The following is a 16,532-nucleotide window of genomic DNA, read 5'->3' on the forward strand; positions in this document are numbered from 1 at the left end:
TCCTTTTTATCGTATAAACTTCGCATGTTCTAGCGGCCAATAGCAGATTGGTGTAGTCCCAAGTATTTTCGACTCAGGAATTGGCCCCATAATGCGACTATCCTTACTAGCACGTCGATTATCCCCCAAAACAAATACTGTTCCTTTTGGCACAACACCACCAGGAAGCGCGCCTTCTGTACTAAAGTCATCAGTCAATAAAGCATTGCCTAATTGCTTCTTATACTCATCTAGGTAGGGCTCTTCCTGCTTTTCCCCGTTGATAAATAACTCGTCATTCTTATACGTTATTTTATCTCCGGGCACTCCAATGACTCGCTTCACATATTCACGTTTGTCTTCTTTAAAAATAACTACATCAAAGCGATTCACATTCCCGAAGCGGTTAATAATAACCCGATCGCCATCATGCAACGTTGGCATCATAGACGAACCATCAACCATGACAGGCACAAAAAAGTAAAAGCGGATTAATACCGTTAAAATTACACCTAATACAATCGCCCAAGTCCAGCTCCATACTAATTTTAAAGTCTTCTCACTCAAATTGCCATCTCCCCTAAACCACTTGCTAGACTTATCATTTTCTTAATCCTCGTAGTTCTAAGTATACACTAAACAAATAAAAAAAGCTTGCACATAATCTGCACAAACTTTTTCAAAAACTGGTATAAATCCGCATTTCTTATTTTTGTAACGATTTTCCAAACGAGATGACTTTTCCTAACACTTTATCTTCATCAATAAAGCCGATATAGCGACTATCCTTGCTTATTGGACGATTATCGCCCAGCACGAATAATTTGCCTTCCGGTACCTTTGTCGCTCCACCACACGCTGGAATAGTTCCCAACGAGAAGTTTGGATTACCTTGTGCACCATCGTTTAGGGTTGTTAAATAACCATTCGTCAAATCTTTTTTTGCTTCATCTAGATAAGGTTCGTCGTATTTTTTACCATTGATATACAGTTGATCTTCTTTATATTCCACTGTGTCTCCTGGCAATCCTATCACACGCTTAATATATTCTGTGTCCTTCTCATCAGGAGCTGGAAAAACGATGATATCAAATCGATCCGGACCAGTTACTTTATTAATAAATAAGTGCTCTCCATCATGCAACGTTGGGTACATAGAATCTCCAAAAACTGTAACTGGTGAAATCACAAAATAGCGAAGTGCCATAGAAAGAATTACAGCCACAAGGATTACTTGAACCCATCCCCATATTGCCTTACCTTTGCCACGACCAGTTTTTTTAGTCTCATTAGTCTCACTATCCATATCCTCTAGTTCCTCTCTACAATTACTACTAAACACAAGTTAAAGTATAGCATGAAACGCTTAAAAAAAAACAGCATTATATACCGTGCTCGAGTAATTCTAATCTATTTCTAATTTACTAACTCTATCTTACCTAGTGTTTACCCAATTTCCAAAAAGAAAAACGCTAAAATCCACAATCTGGACTTAGCGTTTTCACTCCATTAAGCTGATGTTTTAATTGGGATAATAGAGCCATCTTCTAATTGTAGCTGAGGCTCAGCGTCACCAGTAACGGCTTCTTTCGTAATGATGCATTTTTTGATATCATCACGGGAAGGAATCTCAAACATAACTTCCAGCATAATATGCTCAATAATCGAGCGAAGTCCGCGTGCTCCGGTTTTACGAGCAATCGCTTCTTTGGAAATCTCAGATAAAGCTTCGTCTGTAAACTCAAGCTCTACATCATCAAGTTCCAACATTTTTTGATACTGCTTCACAAGAGCGTTTTTTGGCTGTGTCAAAATCGAGATTAGAGTCTCTTCATCCAATTGCTCAAGCGTTGCAATAACAGGTAAACGACCAATAAATTCAGGAATAAGACCGAATTTCAATAAATCTTCAGGAACAACTTTGGAAAGATACGTTTCATTCTCTTTCAACTGCTCATTCTCTGTACCAAAACCGATAACTTTCTCACCGAGGCGGTTCTTAACGATTTGCTCCACGCCATCAAAAGCACCACCAACGATGAACAGAATATTCCCTGTATCAATTTGAATGAATTCCTGATGTGGGTGCTTACGTCCGCCTTGTGGGGGAACACTTGCAACCGTTCCTTCTAAAATTTTCAGTAGTGCTTGTTGCACACCTTCACCAGAAACATCACGCGTAATGGATGGATTCTCTGATTTACGCGCTACTTTATCTATTTCATCAATGTAAATAATACCTTTTTCGGCACGTTCTACATCAAAATCAGCAGCTTGAATCAATTTTAGTAGAATATTTTCGACATCTTCACCGACATATCCTGCCTCTGTCAAACTTGTAGCATCTGCAATTGCAAACGGTACATTTAGAAGTCTAGCAAGCGTCTGTGCTAGCAATGTTTTACCACTACCAGTTGGGCCGATGAGACAAATATTACTTTTAGATAACTCTACTGCATCATCTGATTTTTCATTAGAATTGATACGCTTATAATGATTATAAACTGCCACTGCCAACGCTTTTTTTGCACGATCTTGACCGATGACGTAATCACTTAAAATGCGGCGAATTTCTTGAGGTTTCGGCACATCGCCAAAGTCTACAAATTCAGACACATTTAATTCTTCTTCAATTATTTCGTTACATAATTCGATGCACTCGTCACAAATATACACGCCAGGTCCTGCAACTAATTTACGAACTTGGTCTTGTGTTTTGCCACAAAAAGAACATTTCAGCGTTCCCTTTTCGTCATTAAATTTGAACAAGGTTTTCACCCCTTCTAATTAAGTGTTTTCATAAGCTCTATGCCTTATAAAACAAGCCTATGTTCGTTTATCATATCACTAGTTTGTGAGAAATGCTATTAAGAAACATTGAGCGGATTGCATACTCCCCTGTTCTCGTGTATGTTGCGGGGCTGACTTAGCGAAATTTGCTTCGTAAGCGTTTCTTGGGGGTTATATGCTCGCCTCGTTCTTATGCATGTTGCGGCTTTAACGAAGCACAGTTCGCTTTGTTAGCGTCTCTTGAGGATTACTTGCTCGCTTCACTCTCATGCATATTGCGGCTCTAACGAAGCACAGTTCACTTCGTAAGTGTCTCTTAAGGATTACATGCTCGCTTCGCTCTCATGCATATTGCGACTCTAACTCTGCACAATTCGCTTCGTAAGAGTCGCAACAAAACAAAGGGCACAAGTCGAAACTCATGCCCCTTCTCAAACATACTAGCGAATTGTCTTATTTCTTAAAATTACTCCGCTGCTTCTACTTCTTTTGCATTTTCTACTAAAAGATCAATCGCTTTACGGATTTTAAGGTCAGATTTCAATTCGTTCATATCGCCTAGTGCTGCACGAACTGCTTCTACTTCCATGCTGTATTTGTCAGCAAGCGTTTTTACTTCTTCTTCAATGTCTGCTTCTCCTGGCGTAATGCCTTCTGCTTCAGCAATTGCTTCAAGAACAAGGTTTGTTTTTACGCGTTTTTCAGCATCTGTTTCCATTTGTGCATGCATCGCTTCTTCTGTTTGACCAGTGAATTGATAGTAAAGCTCAGGAGTTAGACCTTGTGCTTGTAAATCTTGCGCAAAATGGTTCATCATGTGATCTGCTTCATGATGAATCATCGCATGTGGAATTTCCACTTCTGCATTTTCTACAGCTTTTGCAATGGCATCATTTTGTTTCGCTTGTTTTACGCTCTCTTCTTTTGCTTCTTGTAAGCGTTTTGTTACTTTTTCTTTTAATTCAACGAGTGTTTCCACTTCTTCGTCAATGTCTTTTGCAAGCTCATCATCAAGTTCTGGAACTTCTTTTGTTTTTACTTCATGCACTTTGATTTTGAATACAACGTCTTGACCAGCAAGGTCTTCTGCGTGATATTCTTCTGGGAATGTTAATTCGATGTCTTTTTCTTCGCCAGCTTTTAAGCCTACTACTTGCTCTTCAAAACCAGGGATGAATGATCCTGAACCCAGTTCTAATGAGTGATTGTCTGCTTGTCCGCCTTCAAAAGCAACACCGTCTTTAAATCCTTCAAAATCAAGAATAACTGTATCGCCATCCTCAGCAGGTGCATCTTCGCGAACAACTAATTCTGCTTGACGTTCTTGCATGCTCTTAAGTTCAGCATCCACTTCTTCGTCTGTTAATTTCGCGTCTCGTGCTTCAACTTCAACACCTTTATAGTCGCCTAATTTCACTTCAGGTTTCACAGTTACTTCTGCTGTTAATACCCAAGCTGCGTCTTTTTCCATAGATTCTACATTGATTTGCGGGTTATCTACCGGATCAATTCCAGACTCTTCGACAGCTGCTGCATAAACCTCTGGCAACATGATATCTAGGGCATCTTGATACAATGCTTCCTCTCCAAAACGTTGATTGAAAATTTGACGCGGCACTTTTCCTTTACGGAAGCCTGGTACATTTAGATTTTTGCGAACTTTTTGGAATGCTTTATCCATCCCTACTTTAATTTGATCTTGGTTGATTTCGAAAGTTAATGTACCAACATTACCTTCTTTTTTTTCCCATTTTACTGACATGGTATTCCCTCCATACATCTATTTACTGGTTATTAGTCTTGATTCCTCAATACTTATTTCAGTCACACTCACCATAATAACATAAAACTTATCTACTTGAAAACTACTATCCACTAGTTAAAGCAGATAATTTTGCTGTGCTTGCTCTATTTTCTCAATAAATTGGATTGCTTCTGTTAGTTCTTGCTGATTTATATCGGGGTTGTCCCGCCAAAATTCGCCGTACATCTGTGACAACCACTTGCTATACGCTTCACTCCAAAGCTTAGTATCAGTTTTCGGAAATTGAAATGGATACATGAGAAAAAGATGTTGCTGCACAATCACTTGTAGCTGTTCTAAAAGGCTTGGGTTGGAATGCTCCCAGCGACACACTAACTTTTCGATCAGTTCTTTAATAAAAGTGTCATCACCCAGAAGCGGAATGTCACTCGGATTTACCTGTTCTTCCATTCCAATCTTCTTCACTAAGAAACTCTGATCCACTTTTTTTTCCTGTAGTAGCTCAAAAACCATTGACTTCACGAACGGTGAGGTTGTAGCATCTTTTAAAAATAAAGTGAAAGACTCTAAGTAAGGCTCAACATCATGAAATCGAGCCTGTTGAAGAAATTCCAATTGCTCCGATGTCCCCCACTCAAAAAAATTCGTAATACTTCGTCTCGGCTTGATTTTTTTCGGAAATGGAATGACATTACTTTCTGCTTGCATTCCACTTGTTTCAAAATCATTCAATTGTGCCTCTTTTTCTAAGTGCTGTTTCACCAAACTAAAGTACGTGTCCATCTCGTTTACCGCTAAATAAGTAGCCGACAGTTCTCCTAGTATAGACTTATTATAACCATCCATCATTAAGAAAGCCTGCCCAACCTCTTTTGCTTCTTCAAAAGCTTGTTTAGCATTGTAAAGTTTAATCAGTGCATAAACTACTTCTTCATTGCACGGTTGTTCCAAATACGCCTGTTCTAAAAATTTCTGTACCGTATATTCTTCATCTTCATTCAGAATCATGATGCCATTCTTTAGAAACTGCTCTACAATAGTAGGGAAAATAATATTTGACTCTTTCATAACTAAAAAAACCCCTCACAGAATAAGTCCATTTTTATAACGCATAACGCTTTAATTATATAAATGCTCCTTTTCGCGTCTTCATTTGACTCTATTTTACACGATTTTTTGTCTAGTTGATATTCTTTTTTGTTTTATTTTTTTGGAACACAAAAAAACGTGACAAATCGTCACGCCCAGATATCGGCAAACATTCATTTCATTGTTAATACACGATTTTCAGCGCTATCCCGCCAGTATGCTTCACGCTGGTACTTCCTTTCGCCTAAAATCCAATCATTTATTGCGCGTTGGAATTCTGTTGGACATCTATAAAGTAGCTTTCCTACAATCTGAGCGTGACAAATTGTGACGATTTGAAGGAGTCTATTTGAAAAAGTCTTCTTGCTTACAGCGTAAAATTTCTGCTAGAACCGCTGCTTTCTCAGCCGTTAATCGAACCATCCCCTTCTCTAAATTAGAGTATCCAGAACTGTACTTATAGCCAAGCTTCCTTGAAATAAACGCTTGCGAAATACCTAGAGACTCTCTTCTCTTTCTCACTTTCGCCCAATTGATTTTCTTGTCTGCAGTTGCTTTCATATGAATCGCTCCATTCTACTCAATTTGTGTTTATAAAACAATAATATCAACTCTAATGGTTTATGTCAAACGCATATGATTCAATTCGTGTAACAAAATAGCTGTATTGTGTAAATTATGATATAATAACTTCTAAAAGGAGTGATTAAGATGCCAAAGTTAAGCCATCGATTAACCATTTTAAGAGAACAAAAAGGCTGGTCAAAGGCAGAGACAGCAAGGCGGCTCGGTCTAAATGCAACATCAACATACGGTAATTGGGAGTACGGCATTCGCGAGCCCGACATCGACATGTTGCGCCATATTTCTATGATTTTTGATGTTTCTGTTGATTATCTTGTTGGTCAAAAAGAGGATTCTGATTACAAACCGAGTGAGGTTGAAAAGCATCCAGATATCGCAAAAAAGCTCGAACAAATTAGGCAACATCTCCGTTTTGAAGACAATATATACCTAGATGGTAAGCCACTGAATCCCGAAGTTATTAAATTTATTAATGATACGATTTTATTCCTGTTGAAGCAGGCGAAAAACCTCAACAAAGCGTTTTAACAAAGCCATTAATCTTCGTTTTTCTATATATATTAAGTTTTAACCGATTCGTTTTGTGGAAAGAAGGTAGAGACTATAATAAATAAAGGGAGGCGACTCACTTGTCACATTGGTATTTCAAAAAAAATGACAAGACAATTGGTCCACTAACAGAATATGAACTTAGAACACTTTACAAAAGAAAGGAATTAACTGCCGAGACAAATGTACGGCAAGAAAAAGACGGAGCGTGGTTACTATTAAAAGATACATCTATCTTCCGAACTATTCACGATGCAACAAAAGAACCTAAACAACCAACAAATCAAAACCACAACTCGCACAAAAAAACAGGCGCACAGCATTTAGGTTTAGGCGATATTTTTGCTGATGTTTTTAAAAAGCATTCAAAATCGGACAGCGAAAAAGTATTTATTGCAGGAACCACTTATACGACACCGAAAGAAGCAGACATAGCATCTTCATGGACGAGACCGTTTCTATTCTCTCGTGTGTTTTTCGCACTAGCCATTACTTATTTACTTTTGTTTGCTTGTACTTACTTCTTTTCCAACTCGAATACGATTCCTGGTCTAATGGTCATCGGATCGTTCACAATGCCCTTTTCAGTGCTCGTTCTATTTTTCGAAATCAATGCTCCGCGGAATATTAGTTTTTTTGATGTACTGAAAATGTTCTTTATTGGTGGAGTTGCGGCGCTTGTTGCTACGCTAATCTTGTATGATCTGATTCCAGTTGGCAAACTTAATTACTTTAATGCTTTCTTAGTTGGGATTATTGAAGAAACTGGAAAAATGGTCATTGTCGCCCTTTTCATCGTAGCATTAAAACCGAAATATATTTTAAATGGCTTGCTAATTGGTGCAGCTGTGGGAGCTGGGTTTGCCGCTTTTGAATCGCTCGGTTATGCGTTTAACTACAGCATTGAAGCAGCAGCAGTTTTCAAAAACCTCCAATTTGCAGGTGATACAATGCTAAATATTATCTTCTCTCGTGGATGGCAGTCAGTTGGCGGGCATGTCGTTTGGGCCGCTATTTCTGGAGCAGCATTAATGATTGCAAAAGGAACCGATCCAAAACTTCAAATACGCCACATATTCACTGGTTCATTTCTTAGCCTGTTCATCATTCCAATCGGTCTACATTTCGTCTGGGATTGCCCTTGGAACCCACTGCCACAAATCGCTTTCAAACAAATCCTACTTATCATTGTGGCTTGGATCGTTATCTTCTCACTTATCAACAAAGGTTTACGTCAAATTTCAGAAAAAAAACCTACAAAAGCGTAAATTCACGACCTGTTCTATCTTTTTTGATAGAATGGGTTTTTTTGTACGCTAAAATAGTGTACAATGAATGAAATATAATTTGACTTAAAAAGGAGATTACTATATGCGTACAACTTTAAAAAACTGCCAGCGCATTGTCATAAAAGTCGGAACTAGTACGCTCATGTACCCGAATGGGAATGTAAATTTACGAACTATTGAAAAATTAGCGATGGTTCTTAGCGACCTGTGTAATGAAGGGAAAGAAGTTGTGCTCGTTTCTTCTGGCGCAATCGGTGTTGGTTGTCACAAACTACAATTGGCAACCCGCCCTACTACGATTCCTGAACAACAAGCAATTGCAGCGGTTGGTCAAAGCGAATTGATGCATATTTATAGTAAATTTTTTGGAGAGTACGGCCATACAGTTGGTCAAGTTTTGCTGACACGTGATGTCATTGATTATCCCGTCAGTCGCAAAAACGTTATTAATACGTTCAACAAGCTATTAGAAAACGAGATTGTCCCGATTGTCAATGAGAATGATACGGTTGCAATTGAAGAAATCGAACATCTTACAAAATTTGGCGATAATGATCGCTTATCTGCAATTGTTGCTGAGGTTATCCAAGCTGATTTGTTGATTATGTTGTCTGACATCGATGGTTTTTATGATAGTAATCCTAATGAAAACCCAGATTCTACAATGTTCACAGAAGTGAATCAGATTACACCGGAATTGTTGGCTTTAGCTGGCGGAAAAGGCTCTGAATTTGGTACTGGTGGCATGTTAACTAAACTCAATGCTGCTGAAAGAGTTTTGAAAAATGGCGGGAAAATGGTACTAACAAACGGGAATAATCCTAGCACTATTTTTGATATTATGAATGGCGACTTGGTTGGAACATTGTTTGCCACGAACAATCTCGTGAAGGAGGAGAATACACGATGAGTGAACTGACTTTGAAAGGACAACAAGCAAAAGCAGCAGCATTAATCTTGTCACAAGCAAAAACAAAAGCAAAAAACGAGGCTCTTCAGGCGCTATCCGTTTCTCTAATCGCTAACACAACGATGATTTTAGAAGCGAATGAGAAAGATTTAGCCACTGCTTCTGAGAACGGTATTCGTGATGCAATGCTCGATCGATTGCGCTTGACACCTGAGCGAATTGTGGATATTGCAGAAGGCGTAAAACAGGTAGCGACTCTTGCTGACCCAATTGGTGAAGTGACGCATATGTGGAAAAACGAAGCTGAGTTGACAATCGGCAAACAGCGTGTCCCACTGGGCGTCATCGGTATTATTTATGAATCTCGGCCGAATGTCACAGTGGATGCCGCTGTTCTTTGCTTTAAAACAGGTAATGCAACTATTCTCCGTGGCGGAAGTGAGGCCTTTCATTCCAATCTTGCCCTTGTGCGCGTGATTCGCGACTCCCTAGCAAGTTCTGGATTTCCTGCAGACGCTGTACAGATTGTAGAAGATACATCACGAGAGACAGCACAACAATTGATGACACTAAATGCTTATCTCGATGTGCTCATTCCACGCGGTAGCGCCCGTTTAATCAAAACTGTTCTGGAAAAGGCCACCGTTCCTGTAATCGAAACGGGAACAGGTAATTGTCATGTATACATTGATAGTGAAGCGCAGCAGGGCATGGCTACAAAAATCATCGTAAACGCAAAAGCAAGTCGTCCATCTGTTTGTAATGCCGCTGAAACGCTACTTATCCACGAAGCTGTAGCTCACGAATTTTTACCATCAATTATTGCCCAACTGCGTGCAGAGAATGTCGAAATTCGCGGCGATGAGGTTGTCGCTTCCATTGTTTCTGATGTAATTCTAGCGACTGAATTAGACTGGGAAACAGAATATGCCGATTATATTTTAGCAATTAAGGTCGTTTCTGGCACAGATGCTGCGATTGCTCACATTAACAAATATGGCACCAAACATTCCGAAGCCATTGTTACGGACAACTATTTCACGAGTCAAAAATTCTTACAGCAAGTCGATGCTGCTGCTGTTTATATCAATGCCTCCACTCGCTTCACTGATGGCTTTGAATTCGGCTTCGGTGCAGAAATAGGCATTAGCACTCAAAAATTACATGCTCGCGGTCCGATGGGATTAAACGAGTTGACATCTACAAAATATATTATTTACGGAGAAGGCCAAATTCGAGAATAGAAAAAAACAGCGAATCAACAATGCGATTGATATGCTCCCTATTAAATAGATTTGGAATTTTTGTTTTATCCATTGTCTACTTTATAGGGAGCATATCAGATTACCAGTTGATTTGCTGTTTTCTGTTTTTCACACATATTTTCTATACCAAAAAGCAACATCTTCAAAAACTTGTTCTTTATTGATTTCATTCGTTAGTTCATGTCGTGCATCCTCATAAATTTTTAAAGTCACATCCTCCACACCAGCTTTTTCAAATTTCACTGCTAGTTTAGGTACATCTTTTCCAAGGTGACCTACCGGATCTTTACTTCCTGAAATAAGTAACAGTGGTAGGTTTTTTGGTGTTTTCGAGATAGTATCTGGATTTTGTGATCGTTCAACGCCTAAAAGTAAACTATGATAAAATCCTAGAGAACCAACGACTTGTCCGCCGAACGGGTCTTCCATATATGCTTCGTGTACTGCTCTATCTCTAGAAAGCCAGCTAAATGGATGTTTTTCTGCAATGAACTCCCGATTAAAGCCATAAAACGATAATTTATGCAGAATTTTGCTACGTTTAGTTTCATTTTGTTTTGCGCGAAGCTTAGCGTAAAATAGTCCGGATTTCAACAGAGGATCTGGTTGCAAACCACTACCTGCTAAAACCGCCGCATCTACTTTGTACTGTGTGATAAGAACACGCGTGACAAAGCTTCCCATACTATGCCCAAAGAGGAGGTGCGGCAGATTTGGGTATCGCGCTTTGATGAATGTTGCGACTATTTCTTCATCTGACACCATCGCTTCAAAGCCATCCGGAAAAGGCAAATGACCGAGCTTAGAGGAATCTTCTGCACTCTTACCGAAACCGCGATGATCATCCGCTACCACTATGAACCCTTGTTTATTTAAATACGTCGCAAATTGGCTGTACCTCGCACCATGCTCTGCCATTCCATGAATAATTTGAACAATACCAACTGGTGCTGTCACTTGCTCCCAAATATGTACGTGCAACGCTAATTGGTCGTGTGTTTCTATCTTTACCTCTGTATGCATTGTATCCCTCCTATTATCACATAATTCCATTATACATGAGACTTTATTTAATTCCTAAATATGCTACTTATTTCGCACAATTTTTAACACTTTCAAACTTGTTCATATAATCACAACATGTTAAAATAAAGACATGAAGGAGATGTTAACATGACAAAAGAAATCGCGCATTTACAAATGTTTGATTATGTTTTGAAGAAATATGCTGATAAGGAGCTTTTTGCTAATACACGCATGGTCGTGGAGATGGACGGAAAGCTTTGGACCGGTGATTTTCTGATTTTAGATGATTGTCATATTCTTGAGATTGACTGGGAAGATAATGGTTATACACAGATTGAGCTGACTCGCGAATCCATTAATAGTGCGTTTGATGAAGCGATTAAAGTTTCAAATGTGAATGTCAGTCAGAATCGGATTGATGCCAAAATTGCGTCATTGAAGCAGCCTGAAATACTGTATCAAGAAATTACTCGCTTTATTAGTACGGTTGATAATACAAAGACCAACCTAAAACCAATCCTATATAATGCATATTGTCTTGATACACGTGTAAAACTGCCTTTCTTAGATATTTCAAATAAAGACATACTTTTGGTATCATTAACAGCATAATAAGTGCGAGCGGTGGTTTTTTATTACTACTGCTTTTTTTTATTACAATTTTGTCACTTCAAGAGCCTATTTTGTCATGTGAATCGATGGTTTAGGGTTATTTCTATTGGTAAGCTATTCTAGGATAGGAGTGATTCCATTGATGAATTGGTGTAGGTTTTTTCTAGTTTTGTATGTTATGTATATATTTTTGATTTTGGATGGCTATTATTTTTTAGTGCTGAATGTTTCATTAGCCTACATCCCTCTTGAATTAGCAGTGTTAGTTTATCGAAAAGAAAGGAAAGCATATATTTTTTGGCCCATTGCATTTGTATGGTTACTATTTTTCCCGAATTCGCCGTATTTGTTAACGGACTTTTTCCACTTAGAGAATTTGCACATTAACGCAGCAGGGGTTGGCGTGTTTTCGAATAATCCCTACATTTGGGAACGATTCACCGTGATGACAGTAGGCGTTTGCTTCGGTTTGTATACGGGGTTTGTTTCGTTGAAATGGATGTTGGACGAGTGCTTGCTTCGTTTTAAAACGACGAATAATGTGGTTTATTGGGCTACATTTGTGTGTATTTCCGTATTGTCTGGGTATGCGATTTACTTGGGACGATTTGCGCGACTGCACTCTGTTCATCTGTTCACCGACCCACTTCATTCCATACAGCAAATGATAGCTGTGTTTTCATATCAGATGGTGTATTTTATTGCTTGTTTCATGGTAATTCAGACGCTTGTCTATCTTATATTTTTAAAATTCCCTAACAAAAAAGATTAGCGAAGTAACTTCGCTAATCTTTTTAATTGATCATCGGGTGTGGATTTGCACCACACAAACTCTTATTTAAAGCTTATCTTGTTTAAATGTACTTTATAATGTTGCTTTGCTTCGAAGTTCTTTGCAACTAAATGCGTCTACCTATTCCGCCACCGATAATGTTATTTTGAACAACGGCATTAATGATAGCACGAATTCGAGAATAATGCAAGGTTTTAATGATAATTTCTCAAAAAATGAGTCGAAGCAACGCCATCATCACCACGCCTAGAATCACTGTCCAAAGCAAGCTACGTGTGAGCAGTGCAATGATTAGAGTTCCTATAACCGCGATTAGTTCTAGCCAATGAACTTGAAATCCTTGGACACCATTTGATATGAAACTTTCGATAACTAGTGCGCTGAAAATACATAGCGGGATGTAGCCTAGCCATTTGAGAACTGACTCAGAAATCTGCATATTCCGCATAACGAGGAATGGTAGCATTCTAGGAATTGCTGTTACGAGGCAACAACCTACCAGTATAAGAATAAATCCGTAACTAATGCTCAACGGTCAGTCACCACCCCAATAGTAGCAACAATTAGCGTTGATAAAACAACAGCAACGTTTGTGGACACAACGAAAGATAAGCCTATCATAAAGATAATCATATACAGAATTAAGAATAAAATATGACGTAGCTTTAATTTTGGTACGCTTTGCAACTGAAATACAAAGAGTGCCACGAACATCGCTGTGAGTGCAAAATCAAGACCAAATACAGTTGGGTTTGGTATTAATTTACCAACGAGCCCACCTAATGCACAGGAGGCAATCCAAACAAGATAAGCTGTTATATTTAAGCCATTCATCCAGGATGCATAAATGGGCTCTTTTTTCGCCAGCTTCATCGCAGCAACACCAAAAGATTCATCTGTAACAAGAAGACTAATTCCGATATTTTTGAGCATCGAATCTTTCTGAAAATGTGGTGCCAATGTCGCACCTAATAAAAAGTGGCGAAAGTTAACGATAAAAGTGGTAACAATAATCGCTAGCGTCGTACTGTTCGTTAAAAGCATCGCACAAATAATGAACTGTGCTGCTCCTGCATATATAAAGATGGCTAGTAGTGTAACTTCTATTACACTTAATTTGGCTGCCACACCAGCAACACCCGCTGCAATACCAATGCTTATGTATCCTAGTAACGTTGGAATACAATCTTTTACGCCTTGTCTAAAGGTAATATTCCTCACTTGTTCTGACACCTGTTACACCCCTTTCTTCTTCAACTATTATCCTATCAAAATTTAGTATCTATGGCTAGATATTCTTGACATTTTAGTAATCACGTTTTATACTATTCACAAAAATGACTCTAAAGTCAAATTATGACTTAATGTTTAAAGGTGGCCTCTAAATGAATTGGAAGGAAAAACAAAAGTACGACCGAGAACAACTTATACTAGCGCAGGCAGAAAATATGTTGTTTCAAAATGTGGATAGCCAATTAAATATGGATGAACTCGCGCTTGCTGTTGGTATTTCAAAGGGAACACTTTACAATCATTTTTCGAATAAGGATGCGATTATCGCGCGGATTATGGAAAGGAATGCATACCATTTTTTGCAGATGATGCGGGAGACGATGATTAATGTGGATGATAGTATGATGAAATTGAAAACATTGATTCGCACGATTATTCGAAACCCCTATTTTATCTTTGTTTTGCAGAATAAACCTGATATGACCGAAACAACAGAACTTGTGAAGATTTTTGAGCAGATAACGGAGGAGCTTGGCGCTCTATTTACGCATTTACAAGAGCAGAAATTGCTCCATGCTATTTACCCTACGCCTTTTTTAGTTGCGTATTTTATTCATTTATTTGATCCTGCTATCTTCGCCCATTTATTGAAAGAAGGTGTCCTAGAAGATCAGATTGTTACTTTAACAGAGCGATTTTTCTTCCAAGGAGTCCAAAAGGAGATGTAACAAATGAACGCTTTTATAACAAATGCTGATTATCATTTTATTGTAAAACAAGCTACAAATGCTTTCTACGGTGCACAAAATACAAACGATGAAGGTGTTAAGAATGCCTTACGTTTTTCGTGTATTGATAAGGCTCAGGCGATTTTTGAAGAACTGGAGGTGGAGCAGGAGCAACTAATCGGTGAAATCTTCCATATTCATTCAGAGGAAGAACTCGAAGCTTTTGGTGCAAAATTACAAGAATTCCTGATTCCTTTTCCTCTTGTGACTGATGCTACAATTAAAAAACTGTTCCCGAAAGTGAAAAAACTGAAGCTCCCTACCCTATCTGATGAAGAAATAAAACGGCTTGTGTTTCTTGGCTGGAATGATACGAGCGCTCAGAAAAAATTTATTATCGCTAAACATGATGGAAAATTAACTGGCATTCAAGGCAATTTCACCCCTACTTCTAAAAAAGGAATCTGTGCATTTTGCCATCAAAATGAGCGTGTAGGCCTGTTTAAAGCAGATATTAAAACAAAGGGAAGTACAGATAATTTTCGCGCGATTGGCCAGTATATTTGTGCAGATAGCCTCGTTTGTAGTAGTAATGTTCAGAGCACGAACCGCCTAGACGCTTTTATTCATGAATTGAAATCTTGATTTTCGGGTATATTAATAGGTGTAAATCAATATACGAGGAGGTATAGAACATGACTGCCCAACCAAATATGCTGTTTGTCAATTTGGCGGTTAAGGATTTAGATAAGTCCATCGAATTCTTTACGGCACTTGGATTTAAGTTCAATCCACAATTCACCAATGAAGATGCTACATGTATGATTATTAATGAAGGTGCATTTCTGATGTTACTAACCGAGAAATTTTTCCAAGGATTTACTAAGAAAAAAATTGCTGATTCACGTACAACAACAGAAGCAATCACCTCAATTTCAGTCAATAGTCGCGAAGAAGTAGACCAATTCGTAAAAAAAGCGCTTGCTGCAGGCGGAACCGAGTCGAATGAGTTTATGGATGAAGGATTTATGTATAGTTGGAGTTTCCAAGACCTGGACGGACATTTGTGGGAAGTATTTTATATGGATTCAAGTACGATTAATAGTTGAACAAAAGAAGATAGCGCCTGAGCATAATCTGGCGCTATCTTCTTCGCATCTATTCCTTTACGTAATCGCTATAACCCTGCAGAATAAACGGCATGATTGTATCGTGAAATGCCTTTAGTTCGTTTAAATAATAGTTAATTTCTTGATTAGTAACTTCCATGGCACCTTCTTGTTTCCGCTTCATTAAAAAGGCCCCCATTGCCGCCTCAAAAGAATCACGATTTCGCAACGCATCTTCTTTCTTGAGCCCATTTTGCGCTTCCGCTTTCCCAAGATTATAATAATCTAGTTGAGAATAACCACCACCACTAATGGCCCTTAAACCGCTAGAGACAGTTCTGACAATTGTAGTCCGATATAGTTGCATAAATTCCAGGTGCTCTTGCAAAACTTGGTCGTTCATGCCTGTACTGTAATAATTATCAAACCAAAATTCGGCAAAACGAAAAATTTCCTTCGAAAAAAGCCTCGTAATCTCATTAGATATCAATTTTTCTTGCATTTTATAGTCCACCTTCTGGTTATAAGACATACTTTAATTGTACGTTTATTTTTAATCAGATGCAACGTTTTTTGTAACATATGTTATTAAAATAAGTCTATTATGTGAACTGATAAACTTTCTCCAATTTTACTAATTAGCGATATACGCTTCTAAAAAAATTTATGCATATTTTTTAATTTAGGTATTGGCAAACGAAAAAAATCATGATACAATAAGTCTTGTGTTTACGGAGGAATACCCAAGTTTGGCTGAAGGGATCGGTCTTGAAAACCGACAGGCGGGTAAGACCGCGCGGGGGTTCGAAT

The 16,532-nt window shown here is 38.4% G+C and carries 19 protein-coding genes; 9 read left to right on the forward strand and 10 right to left on the reverse strand.

Annotation, left to right across the window (positions count from 1 at the left end; all coding sequences use genetic code 11):
- Positions 1 to 6: 6 nt before the first annotated feature.
- The 6 genes from sipZ to R8925_RS10290 form a co-directional block, all read right to left on the reverse strand.
- Positions 7 to 546 (reverse strand): type I signal peptidase SipZ, encoded by a 540-nt coding sequence (gene sipZ, locus R8925_RS10265; protein WP_430535774.1) that lies wholly within the window; start codon positions 544 to 546, stop codon positions 7 to 9.
- Positions 547 to 685: 139 nt separating this feature from the next.
- Entirely contained in the window at positions 686 to 1,285 is a 600-nt protein-coding gene (gene lepB, locus R8925_RS10270; protein ID WP_133620180.1) for a signal peptidase I, read from the reverse strand.
- A gap of 203 nt (positions 1,286 to 1,488) precedes the next feature.
- Positions 1,489 to 2,748: an ATP-dependent protease ATP-binding subunit ClpX gene (gene clpX / locus R8925_RS10275; protein ID WP_036069496.1), complete on the reverse strand. Its 1,260-nt coding sequence runs from the start codon at positions 2,746 to 2,748 to the stop codon at positions 1,489 to 1,491.
- A 487-nt stretch (positions 2,749 to 3,235) separates the two neighbouring features.
- Positions 3,236 to 4,531, reverse strand: a complete 1,296-nt coding sequence (gene tig, locus R8925_RS10280; protein ID WP_430535775.1) for a trigger factor — start codon at positions 4,529 to 4,531, stop codon at positions 3,236 to 3,238.
- Between the two features lie 117 nt (positions 4,532 to 4,648).
- Positions 4,649 to 5,602: a hypothetical protein gene (locus tag R8925_RS10285; protein WP_430535776.1), complete on the reverse strand. Its 954-nt coding sequence runs from the start codon at positions 5,600 to 5,602 to the stop codon at positions 4,649 to 4,651.
- A 366-nt stretch (positions 5,603 to 5,968) separates the two neighbouring features.
- Positions 5,969 to 6,184, reverse strand: a complete 216-nt coding sequence (locus R8925_RS10290; protein WP_430535777.1) for a helix-turn-helix domain-containing protein — start codon at positions 6,182 to 6,184, stop codon at positions 5,969 to 5,971.
- A 150-nt stretch (positions 6,185 to 6,334) separates the two neighbouring features.
- Here R8925_RS10290 and R8925_RS10295 point away from each other — a divergent pair, with 150 nt between their 5' ends.
- The 4 genes from R8925_RS10295 to R8925_RS10310 all read left to right on the forward strand — a co-directional run bounded on the left by R8925_RS10295 (position 6,335) and on the right by R8925_RS10310 (position 10,200).
- Positions 6,335 to 6,736 (forward strand): helix-turn-helix domain-containing protein, encoded by a 402-nt coding sequence (locus R8925_RS10295; RefSeq protein ID WP_430535778.1) that lies wholly within the window; start codon positions 6,335 to 6,337, stop codon positions 6,734 to 6,736.
- A 101-nt stretch (positions 6,737 to 6,837) separates the two neighbouring features.
- Positions 6,838 to 8,025 carry a PrsW family glutamic-type intramembrane protease gene (locus tag R8925_RS10300; protein ID WP_430535779.1) on the forward strand — a complete coding sequence of 396 codons (1,188 nt, stop codon included), beginning with the start codon at positions 6,838 to 6,840 and terminating at the stop codon, positions 8,023 to 8,025.
- A gap of 103 nt (positions 8,026 to 8,128) precedes the next feature.
- Complete coding sequence (gene proB / locus R8925_RS10305) at positions 8,129 to 8,956, forward strand: glutamate 5-kinase (RefSeq protein ID WP_430535780.1); 828 nt, start codon at positions 8,129 to 8,131, stop codon at positions 8,954 to 8,956.
- Complete coding sequence (locus R8925_RS10310; RefSeq protein ID WP_430535781.1) at positions 8,953 to 10,200, forward strand: glutamate-5-semialdehyde dehydrogenase; 1,248 nt, start codon at positions 8,953 to 8,955, stop codon at positions 10,198 to 10,200. Before proB ends, R8925_RS10310 begins: the two co-directional genes overlap by 4 nt.
- Before the next feature lie 129 nt (positions 10,201 to 10,329).
- Here R8925_RS10310 and R8925_RS10315 read toward each other — a convergent pair whose 3' ends face one another.
- Positions 10,330 to 11,244, reverse strand: coding sequence for an alpha/beta fold hydrolase (locus R8925_RS10315; protein ID WP_430535782.1), 915 nt, complete (start codon positions 11,242 to 11,244; stop codon positions 10,330 to 10,332).
- Positions 11,245 to 11,394: 150 nt separating this feature from the next.
- Here R8925_RS10315 and R8925_RS10320 point away from each other — a divergent pair, with 150 nt between their 5' ends.
- Together R8925_RS10320 and R8925_RS10325 are read left to right on the forward strand one after the other, a co-directional pair.
- On the forward strand, positions 11,395 to 11,859 hold the full coding sequence (locus R8925_RS10320; RefSeq protein WP_430535783.1) for a hypothetical protein: 465 nt from the start codon (positions 11,395 to 11,397) through the stop codon (positions 11,857 to 11,859).
- 142 nt (positions 11,860 to 12,001) lie between these two features.
- Complete coding sequence (locus R8925_RS10325) at positions 12,002 to 12,631, forward strand: DUF1361 domain-containing protein (RefSeq protein ID WP_430535784.1); 630 nt, start codon at positions 12,002 to 12,004, stop codon at positions 12,629 to 12,631.
- A gap of 229 nt (positions 12,632 to 12,860) precedes the next feature.
- Here R8925_RS10325 and R8925_RS10330 read toward each other — a convergent pair whose 3' ends face one another.
- Both R8925_RS10330 and R8925_RS10335 read right to left on the reverse strand, forming a co-directional pair.
- Entirely contained in the window at positions 12,861 to 13,184 is a 324-nt protein-coding gene (locus tag R8925_RS10330; protein ID WP_430535785.1) for an AzlD domain-containing protein, read from the reverse strand.
- A complete protein-coding gene (locus tag R8925_RS10335) occupies positions 13,181 to 13,885 on the reverse strand; it encodes an AzlC family ABC transporter permease (RefSeq protein ID WP_430535786.1) in 705 nt (234 codons plus the stop codon). Before R8925_RS10335 ends, R8925_RS10330 begins: the two co-directional genes overlap by 4 nt.
- 152 nt (positions 13,886 to 14,037) lie before the next feature.
- On the opposite strand from R8925_RS10335, the gene R8925_RS10340 reads away from it, so the two are divergent.
- Genes R8925_RS10340 through R8925_RS10350 form a run of 3 tightly spaced genes read left to right on the forward strand, consistent with a single transcriptional unit; the run spans position 14,038 to position 15,722 of the window.
- Entirely contained in the window at positions 14,038 to 14,613 is a 576-nt protein-coding gene (locus R8925_RS10340) for a TetR/AcrR family transcriptional regulator (protein WP_430535787.1), read from the forward strand.
- Positions 14,614 to 14,616: 3 nt separating this feature from the next.
- Entirely contained in the window at positions 14,617 to 15,258 is a 642-nt protein-coding gene (locus R8925_RS10345; protein ID WP_430535788.1) for a FusB/FusC family EF-G-binding protein, read from the forward strand.
- A 50-nt stretch (positions 15,259 to 15,308) separates the two neighbouring features.
- Entirely contained in the window at positions 15,309 to 15,722 is a 414-nt protein-coding gene (locus R8925_RS10350; protein ID WP_430535789.1) for a VOC family protein, read from the forward strand.
- A 49-nt stretch (positions 15,723 to 15,771) separates the two neighbouring features.
- Here R8925_RS10350 and R8925_RS10355 read toward each other — a convergent pair whose 3' ends face one another.
- The gene (locus R8925_RS10355; protein ID WP_430535790.1) at positions 15,772 to 16,224 is read right to left on the reverse strand and encodes a hypothetical protein; all 453 of its coding nucleotides are present in this window, start codon (positions 16,222 to 16,224) and stop codon (positions 15,772 to 15,774) included.
- Between the last annotated feature and the right edge of the window lie 308 nt (positions 16,225 to 16,532).

Source organism: Listeria rocourtiae subsp. hofi (assembly GCF_963575615.1).
Lineage (GTDB): Bacteria > Bacillota > Bacilli > Lactobacillales > Listeriaceae > Listeria_A > Listeria_A hofi.